The organism is Paenibacillus sp. OV219 (genome assembly GCF_900110075.1).
Taxonomy (GTDB): domain Bacteria; phylum Bacillota; class Bacilli; order Paenibacillales; family Paenibacillaceae; genus Paenibacillus_Z.
Map to the genome: position 1 here is coordinate 328126 of NZ_FOCJ01000001.1, position 21734 is coordinate 349859.

Annotated in this window: 14 protein-coding genes; 13 read left to right on the forward strand and 1 reads right to left on the reverse strand. The window is 49.3% G+C overall.

The window, feature by feature from the left end:
* Nucleotides 1-2: 2 nt before the first annotated feature.
* From BMY11_RS01350 to uvrA, 12 genes are all read left to right on the forward strand, one after another.
* A complete protein-coding gene (locus BMY11_RS01350) occupies nt 3-1781 on the forward strand; it encodes a sensor histidine kinase (RefSeq protein ID WP_090572677.1) in 1779 nt (592 codons plus the stop codon).
* A gap of 28 nt (nt 1782-1809) precedes the next feature.
* On the forward strand, nt 1810-3225 hold the full coding sequence (locus BMY11_RS01355) for an ABC transporter substrate-binding protein (RefSeq protein ID WP_090572678.1): 1416 nt from the start codon (nt 1810-1812) through the stop codon (nt 3223-3225).
* 286 nt (nt 3226-3511) lie between these two features.
* On the forward strand, nt 3512-6484 hold the full coding sequence (locus tag BMY11_RS01360) for an extracellular solute-binding protein (protein ID WP_090572679.1): 2973 nt from the start codon (nt 3512-3514) through the stop codon (nt 6482-6484).
* A 12-nt stretch (nt 6485-6496) separates the two neighbouring features.
* On the forward strand, nt 6497-7447 hold the full coding sequence (locus tag BMY11_RS01365) for a carbohydrate ABC transporter permease (protein WP_090572680.1): 951 nt from the start codon (nt 6497-6499) through the stop codon (nt 7445-7447).
* Nucleotides 7448-7460: 13 nt separating this feature from the next.
* Entirely contained in the window at nt 7461-8324 is an 864-nt protein-coding gene (locus tag BMY11_RS01370; RefSeq protein ID WP_218150158.1) for a carbohydrate ABC transporter permease, read from the forward strand.
* A 13-nt stretch (nt 8325-8337) separates the two neighbouring features.
* Nucleotides 8338-9759, forward strand: coding sequence for an NHL repeat-containing protein (locus BMY11_RS01375; RefSeq protein ID WP_090572681.1), 1422 nt, complete (start codon nt 8338-8340; stop codon nt 9757-9759).
* On the forward strand, nt 9756-10403 hold the full coding sequence (locus BMY11_RS01380; protein WP_177182453.1) for a Yip1 family protein: 648 nt from the start codon (nt 9756-9758) through the stop codon (nt 10401-10403). Before BMY11_RS01375 ends, BMY11_RS01380 begins: the two co-directional genes overlap by 4 nt.
* Nucleotides 10404-10412: 9 nt before the next feature.
* Nucleotides 10413-12650 (forward strand): DUF5696 domain-containing protein, encoded by a 2238-nt coding sequence (locus BMY11_RS01385; RefSeq protein ID WP_090572683.1) that lies wholly within the window; start codon nt 10413-10415, stop codon nt 12648-12650.
* A 2-nt stretch (nt 12651-12652) separates the two neighbouring features.
* On the forward strand, nt 12653-13522 hold the full coding sequence (locus tag BMY11_RS01390; RefSeq protein WP_090572684.1) for a carbohydrate ABC transporter permease: 870 nt from the start codon (nt 12653-12655) through the stop codon (nt 13520-13522).
* A gap of 30 nt (nt 13523-13552) precedes the next feature.
* On the forward strand, nt 13553-14542 hold the full coding sequence (locus BMY11_RS01395; protein ID WP_090572685.1) for a carbohydrate ABC transporter permease: 990 nt from the start codon (nt 13553-13555) through the stop codon (nt 14540-14542).
* A gap of 20 nt (nt 14543-14562) precedes the next feature.
* The gene (locus BMY11_RS01400; RefSeq protein WP_090572686.1) at nt 14563-15495 is read left to right on the forward strand and encodes a hypothetical protein; all 933 of its coding nucleotides are present in this window, start codon (nt 14563-14565) and stop codon (nt 15493-15495) included.
* A 27-nt stretch (nt 15496-15522) separates the two neighbouring features.
* Entirely contained in the window at nt 15523-18441 is a 2919-nt protein-coding gene (gene uvrA, locus BMY11_RS01405; protein ID WP_090573480.1) for an excinuclease ABC subunit UvrA, read from the forward strand.
* A 72-nt stretch (nt 18442-18513) separates the two neighbouring features.
* On the opposite strand, the gene fabV is transcribed toward uvrA, so the two are convergent.
* A complete protein-coding gene (fabV, locus tag BMY11_RS01410; protein WP_090572687.1) occupies nt 18514-19704 on the reverse strand; it encodes an enoyl-ACP reductase FabV in 1191 nt (396 codons plus the stop codon).
* Nucleotides 19705-19911: 207 nt separating this feature from the next.
* On the opposite strand from fabV, the gene BMY11_RS01415 reads away from it, so the two are divergent.
* Complete coding sequence (locus tag BMY11_RS01415; RefSeq protein WP_090572688.1) at nt 19912-21717, forward strand: MBL fold metallo-hydrolase; 1806 nt, start codon at nt 19912-19914, stop codon at nt 21715-21717.
* Nucleotides 21718-21734 lie beyond the last annotated feature (17 nt).

Sequence of the window (21734 nt, forward strand, 5' to 3'; positions counted from 1 at the left end):
CCATGTGGTGGTTCAGCAGAAGTTCAAAGCTCCCTGCTGTTGGCGTGAAGGTATTCTTAATTTACGTCGCCAGCATGCTAGTTATCATTACGGTGATGGGCAGCTTATTTTATTATAAATCGACAAAGATGATGGAGAACAAATTTGGCGGTATGGCGCTTCAGAATGCGCAGCAAGTGGGCAAGAGGCTCGACAATCTATTGCAAGACTATGAGGACCGTTCACTGCTGATCGTTGGCAACAAGGAGATTCAGAAGCAGCTAAGCGGAAACTATAAATCAGAGATTGAACGAATTCAGATCAATGACACGAACACAGCCTTCTTATCGAATTGGGTCAATTCAAGAAATGACGTTTCTAATATTTATTTACTAGGCGAGAAAGGCTCCTCCTACCGCTATTCGCCTAAGGATTCTTTTCCCGTCTATAATTCTTTTTCCAATGAATATCAGGACAAAGACTGGTATAAGCAAATTCGGGAGGCAAATGGCCAAGTTGTTTACTTTGGCATTCGTCCTTCATTCGTTAATTGGAGCTCCAAGCTTGTATTCTGCTTCGGCAGAATAGAGAAAAACTTCAGCAAGCGCGGTGAAGTTCTCGGCGTGCTGCTATACGAGATAGATCCGGCTGAGATCAAGGGGATGCTGTCGGAAATTGATTACAATGGGTCAGGCTCGAATGTCATCGTCGACAGCAAGGGACAAATCGTTGGTGACCAGGACGGAATGCGGTTATCAAGCAATCTTGAATTTAAGCCAGCGGAAACGGATTCAGGGATTATTAGAAAAGCAATGAACGGGGAACGAATGCTCCTTGTCTATAATCGGCTGGAAACGAACAATTGGACGCTCATTGGTATGCTACGTCGTCAGGATCTATTGAAGGAGACCTCGGATATCAAGTGGTTCATGCTATCGCTTGTCGTGTTGTTTTCCATCATCGGTATTCTGTTTGCTGTTATTATGGCTTCAACTGTACATAGGCCGCTCAAGAAGATGATTCAAGCGATGAACAAAGCCAAAACCGGTAATTTCGACGTGCAAATTGAAGACAAACGCAAGGATGAATTCGGCTACATGTATATTCATTTCAACGAGATGGTTTCCCGTATTAAAGAACTTATAAATCAGCTCTATGTTCAAAAATTACTGGAGCAAGGTCTTCAACTTAAAATATTGGGTTCACAGATTAACGCCCATTTTCTCTACAACACCCTGGATTCCATTCACTGGCTTGCGCGAATCCACAAGGTGAACGACATCAGTACGATGATATTCGGCTTGTCCAAATATTTCCGGCTTAGCTTAAGCGAGGGCAAGGATGAAGTAAATGTCAGCCAGATCGTTCAACTACTGGACAGCTACATGACGATTCAGAAGGTTCGTTACAAGGATAAGTTTGCGCTTCATATGCATGTTGATCCGTCGGTTGAGGAGTATAAAGTGCTCAAATATATTTTCCAGCCTCTTGTAGAGAATGCAATTTATCACGGGCTTGAGAAGAAAAGAGGCAAAGGAAGGCTTGATGTTGCCTTTACCCGTGAGGGCGAATGTCTCAAGTTTATCGTTACAGACGATGGAGCAGGGATTGGACCGGACAAGCTCTCAGAACTACGGCTTCTGTTGTGCGGCGAGGGGGCGAATGAGCAACATCGTCATTTTGGCCTGCGAAATATTCATTCCCAAATTCAGATCGCTTACGGGATGAAGTACGGCCTTGAGATTAAGAGCCATTTAGGGCAAGGGACCGAGGTTGCGATGACAATCCCGCTTATGGCGTGAAGTGAGTATGAGTTAAGGGGATGTATTGATGAAAAAGCTTGTGCATCGAGGGAAGGCTTCTATTGTGTACATAGTAGTCCTCACGTGCTTCATCTTCGTATTCATGTATGCTTGTTCCGACAGCGAAACGATTACGAGCCCGGCGACAGTCACAGGGCATGCTGCTATAGATCCGAACATGGCGAGCGATGTGCCTAGAAGCAGCAATCCAGTAACCATCAGCTTATGGTTTCCTTGGGGCGGCGGATTTCAAAATGAATTCTATGAGACGGTTGTGAGGCCATTCGAGGAGGCTAATCCGGATATTCGCGTCAAATTGACCTTTGTCGAGAACTCTGATAATTCGCAGGTATCGGATAAATTATTGACGTCAATCGCAGGTGGTCAGGCGCCGGATGTCGCGATGTTTGACCGGTTTGCAGTTGGCGAATGGGCGGCTATGGGTGCTTTAGAGGACTTATCTGATCAAGTGAACCGAGATGGAATGGATTCGATTTATTACCCGAATGTGTGGGAGGAGACGCAATTCAACGGCAGAACTTACGCCCTTCCTTGGAATGTAGACAGCCGGGCGATGTACTATAACAAATCGCTTATGGAGGAAGCGGGCCTTGATCCGAATAAGCCTCCCCGTACGATTGCCGAGTTAGATGCGATGGCGGAGAAAATGTACAAGCTGAATAAACAAGGCTTTTATGATCAAGTAGGCTTTATCCCTTGGCAGGCTCAAGGCTTCTTGTATACACATGGTTGGAATTTCGGCGGCGAGTGGGAGAAGGAAGGACGGCTCACGCCTAATGATCCCCACATTGTGCAAGCGCTGGAATGGATGCAAGGGTACGCCAGAAAGTACGGAGTGAAGCAGCTAGCGAGCTTTACGGACTCGATGAGAGAAACGGGGCGAAATCCGTTTGTAAGCGGCAGAATTGGGTTTATGTATGAGGGGAACTGGCTGCTAAATGATATGGACGATGCGAGATTTGATTGGGGTATTGCCCCAATGCCTACTTCGGATGGAAACGGAAATGTTACATGGTCGGGTGGATGGTCGTTTGTTATGCCAAAAGGAGCGAAGCACCAGGCCCAAGCTTGGCGATTTATTAAATTCGTCGCAGGCAAAGAAGGCTCGATGCTCTGGACGGGACGTTCAGGCGGTACAAACGATTTGGCGAGCATTCCAGAAGTGAACGAGCAGCTTGGTCAGAAAAAGAAGGAGCATTTGGACGTATTCCTCCAGCTGCTTGAGCATGCCCACATTCGTCCGGTTTCGCCAATTGGCGAGTATATGTGGCAAGAAATGTATAAGGTGCAGAATCTCGCCGTTAAATTGCAGGGCAGTCCAAAAGCTCTGCTGGAAGAGATGAAGAAGCACATTGATACCGAACTGCAGGAAGAAAACCTGGATGGACAAACCAAGTCAGAAGGCTCGCAAATAAGTTTATGACCCGTGAATGTGTGTGATTTCTTTACTAGCAGCCTGATGAAGTAAAAAGACTACACAAAACGCAAACTTAGTCACATTAACCTTTCTTATAAAAGCGTTTACAATTGAAGAGATAAAGCGATGGTTTCAGACAAAAATCACTAATAGGGGGCGGGAAGGCGAACCGAAGAAGCATCTTGGTGAAATGAAGAAGAATGTGGAAGTCGAGCTAAAGAAGCTGGAAGCAATCTATTAACAGCGGATCTACCATGATTAAATGGACGGAAAGACAAAGAGGTGATGTCTCTTGAAACGGCAATGGATAGCTGCATTGAAGTGGAAGAAGGTCATGCTAGTAACGGTCACTTTATTTGTCTTATCAGCCACAATCGCAGGCAATTCGCAATCTTACGCCAGCGAGCGGCTGCGGGACCGCAATCAGAATCAAGGCATTGCTCAATCGGATCTGTCACTGCTCTCGAACGATGATATTTTGGAGCCGACTTACGGGAAGACTCTCGCTGCTTATAAGCAGAAGGGCTACAAGCCCGCCGAGCAAACAGAGATTCACTTGCAAGCGAACAATTATTCGGCATTCGAAGGTGCCAAACCTGGTTTGAAGACGATCGAAGATCATTCAAACGCGCTTATATGGGAGAAGGATACGAAATGGTTGGAATGGACAGTTGATGTTAAGTCCGACGGTCTATACAATCTGGCGGTCAATTACTACCCGATGGAAGGCAAGCGTATGCCGATTCAACGGGAGCTGCTCATTGACGGGAAGAGCCCTTTCCGCGAGGCGCAGCGTATTTATTTCATGCGCAGCTGGTTGGATCGTGGCGATCCAGTTCAGAACAATCAAGGTGACGACGTCCGGCCGAAACAGATCGAGAAGCCGCAATGGTTGGATCTTCCGATATCGGATGGCAATGGACAGTATGCAGAGCCCTTCCAGTACTACCTGACTGCAGGCAAGCATGTCGTTCGTTTCGTTTATTTGGATGAGCCGGTTGCGCTCGGAGAAATTCGGGTTACAGCACCGGAGCAAGTACCAGCCTATAAAGACGTAGAACAAACCTATCAATCCAATGGCTACAAGCCAGTTGAACAGGTCAATGTGAAAGTGCAGGCAGAGGACAATCCGCTTAAATCCGACCCGACCATTCGCAGAGAATCAAACGGCGATCCGTTAATGGAGCCGGTGGGGAACGGAAGGATCAAGTTGAATGCATTCGGCGACTGGCGCTGGAGAAAAGGCGGCCAGAGTGCGGCATGGACATTCTCAGTCCCGAAGGACGGATTGTACAAAATCGGTCTGAAATTTGGACAATGGTGGGGCGATGGGTTGCCTTCCTATCGTCAAATTCTAATAGACGGTAAAGTACCTTTCAAAGAGTTGGAGGAGTATCCGTTCTCTTATTCTCGTAACTGGAGAATCGAAACGCTCCATGATCAAAGCGGCAATAAGGATCCACTTCTTTTCTACTTGCCGGCAGGCGAGCATACGATCACGATGGTGGCTGAAGTCGGTCCATACCAAGGGATTGTAGAGTCGCTAACGGCGGATACGCAGAAGCTGTCCGATCTGTACAGACGTATCATTATGATTACAGGGCCAACTCCAGATCCGAACTTCGAATACGAGCTCGATAAGAAGGCGCCGGAACTGATTGATAATTTGAAGGTGATCGCGGATGACCTTCTGGTGCAGATGAATGCACTGAATGCCATATCAGAGAAGGAACCGAGCGCGGTAAATAGCTTACGGATGATCAATGCTACTTTCGAGAAAATGATCCACCGTCCCGACTCGATTCCAAGGCAATTGTCGGAGCTCGCCAACAGCCAGACTAACCTAAGCACACTGCTGATGGGGCTGCAAAATGTACCACTCGTGATGGACTATCTGCTCATTAGCGCTCCGGATACTCAGTACCCGAAGGTGAAGTCGAATTTCTGGCAAAAGTCGATCAGTACGATCAAGAACTTCTTCGCGTCCTTTACGAAGGACTACACAGGAGTCGGTAGCGTATACGGCGACGACGAGACAGCCACTGCCAAGGAAGAGGACTCCGTTATTAATGTGTGGGTTTCCAGAGGTAAAGAGTGGGCGGAGATTATGAAGGAGATGGCGGAAGAGGACTTCACGCCGAATACCGGCATCCGCATCAATGTCAACACGCTGCCTGCCGGTCAATTGAACTCCGGTTCGGTCAATACGCTGCTGCTTGCCGCGAGCTCAGGGAATGCGCCGGATGTCGCTACTGGCGTTGAAGCGCACTTACCTGTTGAATTCGCCATTCGGGATGCTTCAGTCGACCTGTCCCAGTTTTCAGATTATAAGGAAGTCAGCAAACGGTTTCTACCAGGAGCGTTGATTCCTTTCCAGTATAACGGAGGCAATTATGCCCTTCCGGAAAACCAGGATTTCAACGTGCTCGTTTATCGTAAGGATATTATGAAGGAGCTCGGTGTGAGCGTACCGCAAACCTGGGAAGATGTTTACTCTTTGCTGCCGGTCCTACAGCAGAACGGGATGCAGATGTACTATCCGATTACATCGTTAGGCTTTATGCCTTTCCTTTATCAGAACGGCGGAGAATTTTACCACGATGACGGCAAGAAGTCTGGTCTGGATACGCCGGAAGCGTTCCAAGCCTTTACCGAGTGGACGGAGCTTTACACCAATTACAAGTTCCCGGTTCAGGCGAACTTCTTCAACCGCTTCCGTACAGGTGAAATGCCTATCGGCATATGCGATTACCAGACATATGTCCTGCTATCAACGGCTGCACCTGAGCTTGTCGGCCGCTGGGGTGTAGCGCCTGCTCCTGGGCATATGAAGCAAGACGGATCAATAGACCGAACGAACGGTGGCGCCGCTCAATCGGTAGCGATCTTCAAGCAATCCACGCATCAGAAGGAAGCATGGGAGTTTATCAAATGGTGGACGAGCAAGGATAGCCAAGTCCAGTTCGGCCAAGAGCTAGAGGCGCTGTTAGGCGTCGAGGCTCGTTGGAATACTGCGAACGTAGAAGCATTCTCGGACTTGCCTTGGCCGGATGATGACCTCAAGGCTCTAACGGATCAATGGAAGTATTATAAGGAACAGCCGTACGTGCTCGGCGGATATTTCACAGGACGAAATGTCGACAACGCTTGGAACCGCGTCGTTCTAGGTGGAGAGAACACACGGGAGTCCTTTGAGCAGGCTATCAAGGATATTAATAAAGAGCTCGAAGCCAAGCAGAAAGAGTTCGGGGTTGGACCGGATTAGAGGAGGAGAGTTATGGAAGGCAGTTTGGAAGTAAACAATCCGATTCAGCTGACGGCGCAGAAAGAAAGCCGGTTCAAATTATCGAGTTCGATGAAGAGGAATGTGCTAGGATACTTATTTTTAAGCCCATTCCTCATTCTGTTCATCGTCTTCACAGTCATTCCTGTCGTCCAATCCGTCTACTTGAGCTTTACCTATTACAACATGCTTCAACCGGCGAAATGGATTGGACTGTCGAATTATAGCGTTTTGTTTTTGGAAGATGATATTTTCATCAAATCACTTAAAAATACGTTTGTCTTCGCAGTAATCGCAGGCCCGCTCAGCTACTGCTTATCGTTTATGCTTGCATGGGTCATTAATAACCTGCGTGCCAGGATGCTCTTCTCACTTGCTTTCTATGTGCCGTCTATTACGAGCGGCATCGCGTTATCAATCGTCTGGCTTTACATCTTCTCCGGCGACAGATATGGCCTATTAAACAACTTGATGCTTAGCTGGGGAATGATATCCGAGCCGATTCTGTGGACAACGGATCCGGATACGATAATGCCGGTCATTATCATCGTTTCCTTATGGATGAGCATGGGAACGGGCTTTCTCGTCTTCCTCGCTGGCTTGCAGAATGTGTCGCCAGAGCTGTACGAAGCGGGATCCATTGACGGCATTACCAGTAAGTTTCAGGAATTATGGTATATTACGCTGCCTCTGATGAAGCCGCAGCTGCTGTTCGGTGCCGTCAACTCCATCGTCGCTGCCTTCGGCGTATTCGATATTGCGGTGGCGCTTGCCGGAATGCCAAGTCCGAACTATGCGGGTCATACCATTATTTCGCATCTCTTTGACTATGCGTTTATTCGTTTCGAGCTCGGATATGCATCTGCCATTGCGGTATTCCTGTTCTTCGTCACCTTGGGCTTAGGGCGTATCGTAATGAGACTGTTATCATCCAAAGATCAATAGGGGGCCAAAGGACGTGACGATAAGCTATGCGAAATTTGCAGCCCGCTTCAGCAGGGGATTGCTATATCTGTTTATGATTGCATTGGTCGGCTTTACAGCTCTACCAATCATTTATATGGTTTCAACGGCGTTTAAGCCGCTTGACGAGCTGTTCTTGTACCCGCCGAGATTTCTCGTGCATAGGCCGACCATGCGAAACTTCTTTGATCTGCTGACTGCGACTGACAGCTCGGTTGTTCCTTTCTCGCGCTATATTTTTAACAGTGTATTTGTATCATCCGCTATCGTGGGAATAAGCCTGGTCGTGTGCAGCCTTGGCGCATACGTGCTATCCAAGCTCAAGCCGCGAGGCTCCGGATTCATCTTTGCCGTTATTCTGTCGGCGCTTATGTTCGCGCCTCAAGTCACGCAAATTCCGACCTATCTGATCGTGTCGGGATTAGGACTAGTGAATACGTATTGGGCGTTAATATTGCCTAAGGTCGCCGTTGCTTTCAACATCTTCCTCATGAAGCAGTTCTTCGATCAGATTCCGGATGCGTTGATCGAAGCTGCACATATCGACGGTGCATCGGAATGGACAATCTTCTGGAGAGTCATCATGGCTGTCAGCAAGCCGGCTTGGGCGACGTTAATCATATTCTCGTTCATTGGTAACTGGAATGATTACTTCTCGGCTCTTGTATTTACGACAAGCGAGACGATGAAGACGCTGCCGCTTGCGATCCAGACACTTGCTGGTGGACCGGGCGTCGTTGCAAGGTCTGGCGCTCTTGCAGCCGGCACCTTCTTGATTACTCTTCCACCGATTGTAATCTTTCTTCTGTTCCAAAAGCTGGTCATGAATACGATGGTGTATTCAGGGATCAAATCCTAGGGGGGCGGTTGCAATGATAAAACGGATATCGGTAGGCATTATCGGCTGTCTGCTGTTTCTGGTCGGCACTTTGCCCGCCTATGCTCTTCCGCAAATGTCGTATACCTTTGATCCGCTGCACGGCTATCGAATTCCGATCCCGCTTACGTACACGGTGGACAAGGTCATTCTCGATATCGACGCGCTAGGATTCAACAAACCGGGCGATTTGTTCATAGACGACAAGGGGCTTCTCTATGTTGCCGATACGGACAACAATCGGATCGTCAAATTAAGTGGAGACGGAAAGGTACTCGCTATCTTCGGTAAGGATCAAGGTGTGAAGCTGAACGAGCCAAGTGGTATCTTCGTTGATCAGTACGGCGATATGTTCGTGGCGGATACAGGCAGCAAGAAGGTGATTCACCTTTCACCGGAAGGGAAGTTTGTTGAGGATTTCGGTAAGCCGGAATCAAGCCTGCTTCGTAAGGATCTTGATTTCGCTCCGGATAAAGTTCTTATGGACCGACGCGGCTACTTATACGTGCTGAACAAGAACGATTACGGCGGATTTATGATGATAGACGCGATGAACCGGTTTCGCGGCTATATCGGGGCTAACCGCGTCCCGTTCGAATGGACGAGACTGCTAGTCCGATTGTTAGCTACACCTGAGCAAAGGGAGCAGCTGAACAATGCGGTACCAGCGCAAAATTCAAATTTGACCATCGATAACAAAGGCTTTATCTATACGCCGACAGTTCTAATCGATAAAGATCAGATCAAGAAGTTCAACGCAATGGGCGAAAACATCTACGCGAAGAAGACTTTCGGGGAATCGTCAATAGATAGCGGTGCGTTGGAGCAGCCTTATTTTGTTGACCTCGCTGTCGATCAATATGGTATCGTGAACGCGCTTGATGCGATGTCCCGGAAAATTTACCAGTACGATCAAGAAGGCAATCTGCTTGCGGTATTCGGTGGACAAGGGGATACAAAGAGCCGCTTTGAATACCCTTCCAGTATTGTTGTCGATAAGTCAGGCAAAATTTACGTGCTTGACCGAGACCGTAACAACATTCAAATTTTCCAACCGACACGCTTCTCGGAGCTTGTCCATCAGGCCAGTCAGCTGTATTTCAACGGGCGTTATCAAGACGCACTCGTTCCATGGAATGAAGTGTTGAAGATCGATGAGAACTTCCCGCTTGCCCACCGAGGCGTGGCGAAAGCGCTGATGAAAGAAGAAAAATGGAAAGAGGCCATGAAGGAATTCAAGCTGGGCGGAGATCAGGATGGCTACTCGAAGGCTTTTGCCGAACATCGGCATGACATCATGCGTAAGTACCTTGGCTGGATACTCATCGCTGCGGCTGTTCTCGTGTATGCCCTCTATCTGATCGTGAAATATATGATCCGTATTACCAATACCGTCATTAGGAGGTATGGATTTTGAACAGATCAGCGGTAATTAAACAATCGGGTTTTCGCTCGCTGCGGCTCGGAGTCGCGATATTATTCCATCCGGCAGACGGCTTTGAGGAGATTCAGAAAACGAGAAGTCTGATTACAGCCCTCGTGTTGATTCTGATGACCTTATGTGTCAGAGTCATCACGATCTACATGACAAGCTTCCACATTACATCCCTACAGCCCGAAGACGCTGACTTGAATCTGGAATTAATCCGCTTCGTGGCACCGCTTATTTCAGGGGTTATCGCTTGTTATTTGATTACGACGATTATGGATGGCGAATCTCACTTCAGCCAAATTCTAATGGCGATGTCTTATTCATTAGTTCCCTATATCGTATTCGCGATACCGCTTTCAGCGCTTTCACTCATTTTGTCCAGAGGCGAACTAGGCCTATATAACAGTATTAATTCGTTGATCTGGATTTGGGTTGCACTGCTTATCTTTATCCAGTTGAAGGTGCTCAATGATTATACTTTCAAAAAGACAATCGGCGTCTTGCTGTTAATCCTGTTTACGTTCATCACTTTTTGGGGGACAGTCGGGCTTACATTCGCGTTGACGAACCATGTCATACAATTCGCGCGTGAAGTCATCGTTGAAATCCAATACTTGGCGAACAATTAAGGGGGCCCCATGAATACGAGTACAGCCAAACGTAGCATCTATTATGGAGCTGTAGGCATGATCATTGCGGCGCTTGTGTTCTTGGCATTACCCTCGCTGCGAAGCGCAGTTGAACGCGCGAATCAGGAACTGAAGCCGAGGGGCGATGTGGTGCAAGCTGCAGCGGATGAGTCAACGACTACAGAGGCGCAGGAGCCTACTGGCAGCTTTGAGAAGATTGCGGAAACGGACCGCCTTGAGCTGCTGTTCCGGTCATCCGACTCCGCGATAAAGGTGAAAGACAAGAGCAACGGGTACGTATGGGATTCGGCGGTCCAGCATAAGCAGGCCGTCGAGGATGGGAATGAGCTGTGGGCTGCGAGCAGCCAGTCTATCTTTCACCTGACGTATACGGATCCCAATCGTCCGGCGTTTGAACAGCTTGAGACGAACTCGGTTATTGAGCAGCCGGTCATAAAGACGAAGCCTCTTGAAAACGGAATATCTGTACACTATGAGCTAAAGCAATTGCAAATTAGCTTCGATATGGAATTTACGTTGAAGGATAATGCCTTGGAGGTTAAAGTGCCGGGGAAATCCGTTCAAGAATCGAAGAACAACTGGGTGATGAAGATTGCCCCGCTTCCGTTCTTCGGAGCGGCATCGGACCAAGATCAGGGCTATGCCGTTTATCCTGACGGACCTGGCGCGCTGTCGACCTTTAAAGCGCACCATTCGAGCTATTTGGATCCCTACCGCGCAAGCGTATATGGACCGGATACGATCTCGTTCAACAACTTTAAACGGCAAGAGAACGCGATGCTCCCGATATTCGGCTTGAAGGTGAACAACAATGCTTTTCTCGGCATGATTACCGAGGGCGAATACGATGCGAACATTCTTTACTCACCGAGCGGCTATTTGATTAATCTGAACCGGGTAACCTCGGAGCTTGTCTATCGTCGTGATTATGAAGCGGTTAAGAAAGACGGAAACTTGGCCAGAAAGCCAGAGAAGGATATGCTGCGGGAAGATCGCACAGTCCGCTACGTCTTCTTTAGCGACAAGGAAGCCGATTACGGTCATATGGCCAGTGCTTACCGGGACTTCCTAGTCAACGAGCAGGGTATTGCTCCTCGTATTAAGAAAGGTGATCCGATTCCGTTCGGGCTTGATTTGCTTATGGGAATCAAGAAGGGCCAAATTTTGTTTGATCATTTCATTCCAACGACGACCTTTGATCAGGCGAAGGAAATTATGGCTGACTTGAAGAAACGTGGCGTAAGCGACATTTCCGCAAATCTGCTGGGCTGGACTGGGCGAGGATATTTAGCTTACCCATCCGGGTATAAGCCAGCCTCCAAACTCGGGGGAACAGACGGATTGAAGAAATTAAGCGACTATACGAAAGAGCAGAACGTTCAGCTGTTTCTGCAGGACGACTATGTCGATGCTTGGAGTGAATTCGATGGATTCTCTAAGCGTAGTGACGTCGTTGTCGGCGCCAACCATTTTGCCGTCACAGACCGTTATAGCTATGAATTCTTCCTGAATGCAGGTAAGCAAAATGCGGCGTTTGAAGACAAGGTGATTGATCCGCTGCGTAAACTGGGTATCTCAGGCATTAACTTTGACGCTGTTGGGTATATCGACTACTTTGACTACAACAAAGATTATCCGCTCACTCGGGAAGGAACGGCCAAGCAGTGGGGAGAGATGATGGATAAGTCGGTGAAGCAGTTCGGAGATGCAGCCTCGATCGGTGGAAATGGTTACACGCTCAAACATTCGTCGCGCCTATTCGGCATCCCGATGGACGACAGCGGATACTTCTTTACCGATGAGACGATTCCGTTCTATCAAATGGTGGTCCATGGGCTGATCCCTTACTCGGGAGATGCACAGAACCTGTTCTATGATCCTCAAATGCAGTATCTCAAGATGGTAGAATACGGCTACATGCCTTACTATCAATTTACGAAGAACTATGCGGAGGATCTTAAAGACACCTATTACAGCGATCTATTCAGTTCGGATTACGGCAATTGGGTCAATCAATCCATTACCCAATACAAAGAAATGAGCGAGAAGCTGCAGCCTGTTTGGTCGCAGGCTATGACTGAGCATCGCAAGCTGCAAGAGGATGTGTACGAGACCGAGTATGAGGACGGAACGCGGGTTATCGTCAATTATTCGCCTCGGTCGGTTCAAATCGGGGATTCGGTCGTGCCGGATAAAAACTTCATCGTCGTGAAGAAAGGGGGATAACCATGTTAGGGCGTAAATTAAGCCTGGAACGAAAGAAGATGCTCGCAGGTTACGTATATATCGCTCCATGGGTGATCGGTTTCGCACTATTCATGTTGTATCCGCTCGCTTACTCCCTCTATCTCGGCTTTCACGAGGTGGTGGGGGTCGGCAACTTCCAGCTTAGAAGTGTCGGATGGGAGAATTTCAACAAGGCATTCGTGCTCGATACGAATTTCGTCCCGCTGTTCATATCAGTTGTACAGGATGCGGTCATCAATACACCGCTTATCATTGTATTCTCGCTGATCATTGCTATAATGCTCAATCATAACATCCGAGGACGGGCTTTTTTCAGGGCTGCATTCTTCCTTCCTGTCTTGATTGGCTCCGGTCTTGCGATGCAGCAGCTGTTATACGCCGGGGTCGGCAGGGATACGTTAGTCAACGGAATCGGAGTACCTGATGAAGTGTTCCTGTATATGGGACCGACATTCTCTCAGATCGTCTTCGATATGTTAAGCAGGCTGACGGTGATCTTCTGGAAAACAGGCGTGCAGATTCTACTGTTCCTTGCAGGGCTTCAAGGTATTCCCGTTTCCCTCTATGAATCGTCAAGATGCGATGGGGCAACGGAATGGGAGATGTTCTGGAAGATTACGCTTCCGCTGATGACACCGATCATTCTACTCAATTTGGTTTACACCTGTGTCGATTCCTTCACGGATATTAACAATCGCATGATGGTGTATATCAAGGATACGGCCTTTACGAAGATTGAGATGGGGTATTCATCCGCTTTGGGCTGGATCTACTTCCTGTTCATATTCGTGCTTCTCGTTCTCGTGTTTGCTTCGACTAGACGTCTGGTTGTTTACACAGGAGAAAAATAAAGTGTAGCAAAAACTGTTAGGAGGTGCAGCGTGAAGTCGATTCCGATATCAAAGTCCAAGCAGCGCACTGCTGCCATTGATCGGGCCAAGGTCGAGAGCAAAGTAAAAGCAATTCGCAACAACGCCTTGGTCAGCCGGTTTGGGAGCAAGAGCCGTTGGATCTCGCTGATCTACCACATCTTTGTCTATGTCATTCTCATTGATTTGGCCTTCGTTTTTCTCTATCCGTTCATTTATATGGTTACGACTGCTCTCAAACAGCCTGAAGATTTGCTCGACTTTACAATCAAGTGGCTTCCGAAGAGTCTAGCTTGGGAGAATTTCTATTACGGCATGCAAGGCTTGCAGTTCATGAAACATTTGAAATACTCGGTCCTGATCTCTGGCCTTAGTGTAGTCGGTCAGCTCCTGTCTTGCTCTTTCATCGCATACGGGTTTGCTCGCATCAAATTTCCGGGCCGTGAGCTGCTGTTCGTTCTCTGCATGTTCACCATGATCGTGCCTCCGCAAACGATCATTGTGCCGCTGTTCATGCAGTACAAAACGATCGGATGGACCGACAGTATACTGCCGATGGTCGTACCTTCCTTCTTCGGGGGAGGACTGCGCGGTGCGCTGTTTATCTTCATCTTCCGTCAGCTGTTCCGTGGGCTTCCTTGGGAACTTGAGGACGCTGCTCGGGTGGATGGATGCGGTAGCTTCCGAGTATACTGGCGTATCATCTTGCCGCTGACTCCGCCAGCTATCGTCGTTACGGCGCTGCTGTCGCTTGTATGGCATTGGAACGATTTCTTCGAGCCGTCCATCTACTTGACCTCTGAAGAGAAATTCACGATTCCGATGATGCTTCCACGTCTATATCAATCGCTGACTACAATAACAGGCAGTAACTTTGAAGTGTTCAGCTTGCCTGTCGTAATGGGCGCGACATTCGTTTGTCTGCTGCCGATGCTCATTGTTTATCTGCTCCTACAGCGATATTTCATTCAAGGTGTTGCACGTTCAGGGCTTGTTGAATAGCTCAGCGAGGTGATTGTTATATGACAAAGGATAACTCCACAACTAGCGCCATGTACCAAGAAGCCTTACAGGCATTTGTGGAGAAGACAAGAAATGATGATCAAGTCATCGCAGCGATATTGCTTGGCAGTCTCTCCTATGATCAAGTGTGGGAGAAATCCGACATTGATATCAAGCTAATTGTGCATGATCAGAAGCTGATCAAGCATGGCATGTGCTTTGTTGAGAATGGGATTGCCATTAATGCAAGCATACAAACCCGCGATGAATTCAAGCGGTGGATAGAGAAATCTCTATCCACTTCTTTCGTTCATTCCTACATGCTGCGGGGAACGCTGCTATTCACCAAGGATAAATCCTTGGAAGACTACATTGCGAATATCCGCTATATTGGCGACCGTGATCGGCAGCTTCAGCTCTTGCAGCTGGGCTGCTTCGTGCTTGGCGGACTCGCTAAAGCGGAGAAATGGCTTTACGTGAAGGAAGATGAGCTGTACAGCGCATTTTGGATGATCAAAATGATTGATACACTTGCACAAATCGAAGTGATTCGTAACAATGAGGTTCCAATGCGTGAAGCTGTTCTGCAAGCGATGAAAATTAATCCGGTTTTTTTCCAGGAGATTTACATCGGGCTAGTTGGTGGTGCAGTCGATAAAGCGAAGGTGAAAGCAGCCTTAGAGAGAATAGTCCTGTTCGTTCAAGAAAGGGAGAAAGAGTTGTTCTCTCCGATTCTCGATTACTTGAACCTGGAGCAAGATGTTCGCTCGATATCGGAAATAGTGGAAAAGATCGGAATAGTGATCCGCATGGACACGGGCACACTCGAGCTCGCCTGCAGCTGGCTCGTTAACCGCGGGTATCTGGCGCTGTTTCCAAGCGACGTGAAGGCTACTCCAAAGAGTAGAGTTTATTTGGAGGAACCAGCCTATCTGCTTGAGGAGGAAGAGTAAGTTTATCTGAAGGAGTCGTTGATGCCGATGAAAAAGAATATCGAGGTACGAGGCGCCAGGCAAAACAATTTGAAGAATATTGACGTCCTCATCCCCCGGGATCAATTGACGGTTATTACGGGTGTGAGCGGTTCCGGTAAATCCTCACTTGCATTCGAGGTCATTTACGGTGAAGGTCAGCGCCGCTTCCTCGAATCGCTGTCTACGTTCGCCAAAAGCCGGATGAACCAGCTGAAGAAGCCGGATGTCGATTTTGTATTCGGGTTGTCTCCGGTCATTGCAATTGAGCAGAAGAAGGGAAACTCGAATCCTCGCTCCACAGTTGGTACGATGACGGACATGTATGACTTCATGAGACTATTGTTCGCCTCTTCAGGTGAAGCGTGCTGTCCGTTCTGCCAGCATCCGATTGCAACCAAGTCGGTCAGCCAGATGATTGATCACGTGCAGGCATTGCCGGCGGGAACCGAGCTTGAGGTGCTCGCTCCGATCTTTAAGCTGTACGACGAAGACTACCAGACGTTGTTTGACGAGATTCGGAGCAAAGGCTTCCGCTCCGTCAAAATCGACGGGCAGATTCATAACTTGAGCGACCCGCTCGAGCTCGATGATGAAGCGGAGTATCAGATGGAGGTCATCGTCGATAAAGTGGTCGTCATGCCTGGACTTTTCAAATCACTCGCCAAAACGATTGAAAATAGTCTAGAGCTGGTCGGCGATGGCTTTATCCGATTCGAGGTTGAAAGTTCGGATGGTGAACCCGTTGATATGGGTGCGTTTTACCAGAACTTCGGCTGCCCGGAGCATCATCTTGTTATCGGTGAGCTGCACCCTTCTTATTTCTCCTTTAACGATCCAGGAAGTGCATGCCGGACATGCGGCGGGATCGGTACCTATTTGCGGACAGAGAAGCGCTTCTTAATCAAGAACCCGGAGAAAAGCGTCAGCAAAGGCGCACTCGACCATAATATATACGGACCCAGCACGAAGAAATCATATCAGGGAATGTTGTTTCACAGCATGTTTGCACACTACGGCTGCAGCTTGGACACCCCGTTTAAAGAGTTGCCGGAAGACTTCGTCGACCGATTATTCCACGGAACCAGGGGCGAGCAGTTTCCGATATTGGTGACAGAAGATCATTCTCGTCATGCGAAGAGCCAGGAAGGCAAGCTGAGAAAATACGGCGGACTCGTCAATGAGGTGAACCGTTGGTATAAGCAGCATGTGAAACGAAGAGGCGAGAACGGCATTGGGGATAGTGACTTTTTCAAGAGGGTCATGGTGGAGCATACTTGTCCGGACTGTGAGGGCAAGAAGCTCAAAGCCCAAAGGTTCTGTGTGCGTATCGACGGTAGGGATATCCATGAGCTATGCAGCATGCCTCTGAAAGAATTGAAATCGTTACTTGATCATGTAGCGTTCTCGGAAGAGAAGAAGCAGGCGGCCGGGCAAATCGTTGTTGAAATTATGTCGAGGCTTAAGCTGCTCATCGATATTGGGCTCGAGTATTTGCACTTGGGTCGAAGATCGGACACCATCTCTGGCGGAGAGGCACAGCGTATCCGGTTATCCACGCAAATCAGCACCGGACTAATGGGAATGCTCTATGTGCTGGACGAGCCGAGTATCGGACTGCATGCCAGGGACAGTATGAGAATCGTGGAGACTTTGAAGAAGCTGCGCGATATCGGCAACACCATCATCGTCGTCGAACATGACCTTGATACGATTCGCAGCGCGGATTATATTATCGAAATTGGACCAGGACCTGGCGAGCGGGGTGGTCAAGTTATCGCGCAGGGAACGGCGTTAGAGCTGCTTGAGCAGAAGGACTCATTGACTGGAGCCTTTTTGACCGGTGCAAGAAGAATTGAAGTGCCTTCTCAACGGAGGGCTCCGTCTAGCCTCTATCTGAGTATCAAGGGAGCCAGAGCGAACAATCTGCGTAATGTCAGTGTGGACATTCCTCTCGGCGTCATGACATGCATCACTGGTGTCTCTGGTTCCGGCAAGAGTACGCTTATAAATGAAGTCATGTTTAAGCAGCTGTACGCCCACTTCCATGACCAGCGAATTGTGCCTGGTGCGCATGATTCAATCGAAGGCATTGAACATTTGACAGGTATCATCAACATTGACCAATCGCCGATCGGTCGAAGCACGCGCTCTAATCCAGCTACGTATGTTGGATTTTTTGACCGGATTCGTGAGCTGTTTGCTGACACAGAAGAGGCCAAAGTACGCGGAATCAGCAAGAACGAGTTCAGCTTCAATCAGAAGACTGGGCGCTGCGAGCATTGCCAGGGCGAAGGGATAATAACGACTCAGCTTCAGTTTATGCCCGATGTAGAGTCGGTCTGTCCGTCCTGCAAAGGAGCCCGTTTTAATAACGACGTGCTCGAGGTGCTGCTGAATGGGCGGAACATCGCACAAGTGCTCGATATGAGCATTGAAGATGCGGTATTGTTCTTCTCCGATCAATCGTACGTTCTACATAAATTAAATGTGCTAAATCAATTGGGCCTAGGCTACCTAAAGCTCGGCCAATCTTCTACTACCCTCTCTGGGGGCGAGGCGCAGCGAATTAAACTGGCGACCGAAATCAGTAAGCTGAAGCGAGGCTCACATAATCTATACATTCTCGACGAGCCGACGACTGGACTGCATCTGCACGATATTCAGAAGCTGATCGACTGTATGAACCAGTTGGTTGACAATGGACACTCCGTGCTTGTCATCGAGCATCACTTGGATGTCATTAAAGTTTCCGATTACTTAATTGATTTGGGACCAGATGGCGGAAGAGACGGCGGGACCGTCGTTGCACAAGGGACACCGGAGCAAGTAGCAGCAGTTGAAGCGTCGTATACCGGTAAGTTTTTGAAATCGATTTTATCCACGGATCATCAATATTGGGCTGAGCCTGTAGTTAGCCCTATGTAAACAAAGAGAAACCCGCGTACCTTGTGTATACGCGGGTTTCTAAGTTTTAAGTTTGTTTGCCCGTTTGGGGCATTAGTATACGTTTGGTGCTTCCACGGTCGGTTCAACGTCTGCTTCATAATCGACGCCTTCGGTCTCGAAGCCGAACAGCTGGAAGAACTCTTTGCGATAGCCTTCGAGATCCGACATTTCGTTAATATTCTCAGTCGTCATCGCTGCCCATAGCTTCGCTACTTCTTCCTGTACATCCTCGCGCAGCTCCCAGTCGTCGATTCGGATGCGGCCTTCAGCGTCCACCGGCACTTCGCTGCCAGTGTAGAGGCGCTCTGAGAACAGACGGTATGTTTGCTCGATGCAGCCCTCGTGAATTCCTTTCTCCTTCATCACTTTGTACAGTGCGGAGATATAGAGCGGGACGACAGGAATTGCCGAGCTCGACTGCGTGACAAGCGCTTTGCTGACGGTTACGTATGCGTGGCCGCCACTGGAAGACAGCTGTTCGCTTAGCTTCTTCGCTGTCGCTTCCAGATGATCCTTTGCCTGGCCGATGGAGCCTTCTCTGTAGATCGCTTGTGTAATTTGCGAGCCGATGTAGGAGTAGGATACCGTCACTGCACCTTCAGCCAGCGCGCCGCCTTGCTTCAAGGCATCAATCCACATCTGCCAGTCGTCGCCGCCCATAACATGAACGGTATCTGCGATTTCTTGCTCCGATGCCGGGTCGATGGACACCATGCTCACTTCGCCGGTATGGAAGTTAACGGTCTTGTTCGTGTATGTATCGCCGATCGGTTTCAGCACGGAGTTGAACGTTTCTCCAGTGCGCGGGTCGGTTCTGCGTGCGGATGCAACGCTATATACAACGAGATCGACTTGGCCGAGCTCTTTACGGATCAGCTCAACCGCCTTCTGCTTCGTCTCATCTGTAAACGCATCGCCAGTTACGCTGAACGATTTCAATCCAGCTGCCTGCGCCGCTTGCTCGAATGCAGCGGAGTTGTACCAGCCTGCGGACGCGGTACGACCGTTCTTGCTCTCGCCTTGGCGGTAAATGCCGACTGTGTTCGCTCCAGCACCAAATGCTGCTACGATGCGGGATGCAAGGCCATAGCCTGCGGATGCGCCGATAACGAGGACGTTCTTCGGTCCTTGGATGGGTGCATGCTCTTTCACATAGTTGATTTGCTCCTGCACTTGAAGGGCACAGCCTGTCGGGTGAGCGGTCGTGCAGATAAAACCGCGTGTTCTAGGTTTGATAATCATTGGATGGATTCATTTCCTCTCATGCAAAGTCGAATGGATAGTCGTGTAGAACCTCAATGTTCTGATAGTACCTTTATTGTAGGGAAAATTGCAACATTCCTGATGCCAAGCGGCAACTTTTTTTGTATGAGGTACAGGAGGCGCACACGCAAGTGGAGAAATTTTACAGAGTAAAGTGACTAGGAATATAAAGGAGCAGATGTAACGATGAGACAGCTGACCGAGCATTTATACCAACATGAGGATACTTGCCATGTGTATGTGATTGTTAATGGTTCTGAGGCGGTGCTCATTGATTTCGGATCGGGCTCCATTCTGGACGAGCTTGCGGCAATCGGCGTGGAGCGTGTAACAGATGTACTGATGACCCATCATCACCGGGATCAGGGTCAGGGGCTTTCGCGAGCTGAAGCTTGTGGTATACGGATTTGGGTACCGCATCACGAGCAGGATTTGTTCGCGAACGTCGATTTGCACTGGAATGGACGAGGGATTTACAACAATTATGATGTTCGACAGGACCGGTTTTCATTGCTTGCGCCTGTTGCGATTGCGGGAACATTGAAGGATCACTCGCGGCATGATTTTGGCGGTAGATCTTATCAGATCGTGCCGACGCCTGGTCATACAATCGGTTCGATCTCCATTGCTTCGGAGGTGGATGGACGGAAGGTAGCGTTCACAGGAGATCTCATCGCTGGACCAGGCAAAGTGTGGTCGATGTCTGCAACGCAGTGGACGTATAACGGCAGCGAAGGTGTAGTGAGTACGGTGCTGTCCGTCTCGGACTTGCGTGAGCTGGAGCTGGATATGCTGCTGCCGTCGCATGGCTTCGTCATGGAGGAACCGGCTGCTGCTATTGATCCTCTGGTTGCGAATATGAAGCAGCTGTTGCGGCTGCGCGGCAATGATGAAGTTTTGGAACAATGCAAGGAGCCGGACTATAGGGAGATTACGCCGCATTTGCTTTGGAATACGCGCTCTTTTGCCAATTCGTATGTATTGCTGTCGGAGAGCGGCAAGGCGCTGATGATCGATTACGGCTATCCATCGATTAATCAGGCGTTTTATGCGGGGACAGATCGTTCCTCGCGGCGGCCGGATTTGCGTCAAATTGCTTTCTTGAAGAAGCGGTATCATGTGCAAGCCATCGACGTTGTTATGCCGACGCATTATCATGACGACCATTTAGCGGGCTTCAATCTGCTGCGGGATGTGGAAGGCGCTAAAACATGGGTAGCGGAGAGCTTCGCGGATGTGCTGGAACAGCCGGGGCGATATGATGTGCCGTGCCTCTGGTACGATCCGATCCCAGTGGATCGGCGGCTTCCGCTTGGTGAGCCGATTACGTGGGAGGAGTATACATTCCGGCTTTATGAGCAGCCGGGCCACACATTGTATGCGGTGGCGATTTCGTTCGAGGTGGACGGCAAGCATGTGGTTGCAATTGGGGACCAGCAGGGCACGGATGGGAAGCTGAACAATTATGTGTATCAAAATAAATTCAGATCTCACGACTATAAGTTAAGTGCGGAGCTGTATCGGCAGCTGAAGCCGGATCTCATCATATCGGGCCATTGGGACCCGCTTGAGGTGACGGACCACTACTTGGAGAAGCTCGCTCGCGATGGCGAGAGCTTGAAGCAGCTGCATGACGAGCTGCTGCCTTTGAGCGAGATTGATATGGGCGCGGAGGGTTTCTGCGCTTGGATCAAGCCTTATCAGATCGAGCTAGTCGCTGGGGCGACGGTGGCGATCACGGTTGAGGTGCTGAACCCGCTGCAGGTGAAGGAGCGGGTAACGGTCCGGCTCGTTGCAGCTTGCGAGGGCCTCGTAATCGAGGCGTCGGAGCAAGTGGTGGAGCTTGCGGCGGGAGCAGCGGACGAGCTGCGCTTCGAATTGACAGCGGAAGCGGGCACGCGCGGCGTGAAGCGCGCGCGCATCGCCGCTGACGTCACCGTCGGCGCGCGAAGGCTCGGCCAGCAGGCCGATGCGATTGTGACCGTGGTGTAGGGTAGGGGGCGAGAGGA

Excerpts from the sequence above, each read along its gene's own strand:
- BMY11_RS01415 (WP_090572688.1), top strand. The coding sequence starts at position 19,912 with ATGAGACAGCTGACCGAGCATTTATACCAACATGAGGATACTTGCCAT.
- BMY11_RS01350 (WP_090572677.1), top strand. The coding sequence starts at position 3 with ATGTGGTGGTTCAGCAGAAGTTCAAAGCTCCCTGCTGTTGGCGTGAAG.
- uvrA (WP_090573480.1), top strand. The coding sequence starts at position 15,523 with ATGAAAAAGAATATCGAGGTACGAGGCGCCAGGCAAAACAATTTGAAG.
- BMY11_RS01375 (WP_090572681.1), top strand. The coding sequence starts at position 8,338 with ATGATAAAACGGATATCGGTAGGCATTATCGGCTGTCTGCTGTTTCTG.
- BMY11_RS01385 (WP_090572683.1), top strand. The coding sequence starts at position 10,413 with ATGAATACGAGTACAGCCAAACGTAGCATCTATTATGGAGCTGTAGGC.
- BMY11_RS01355 (WP_090572678.1), top strand. The coding sequence starts at position 1,810 with ATGAAAAAGCTTGTGCATCGAGGGAAGGCTTCTATTGTGTACATAGTA.
- BMY11_RS01390 (WP_090572684.1), top strand. The coding sequence starts at position 12,653 with ATGTTAGGGCGTAAATTAAGCCTGGAACGAAAGAAGATGCTCGCAGGT.
- fabV (WP_090572687.1), bottom strand. The coding sequence starts at position 19,704 with ATGATTATCAAACCTAGAACACGCGGTTTTATCTGCACGACCGCTCAC.
- BMY11_RS01400 (WP_090572686.1), top strand. The coding sequence starts at position 14,563 with ATGACAAAGGATAACTCCACAACTAGCGCCATGTACCAAGAAGCCTTA.
- BMY11_RS01365 (WP_090572680.1), top strand. The coding sequence starts at position 6,497 with ATGGAAGGCAGTTTGGAAGTAAACAATCCGATTCAGCTGACGGCGCAG.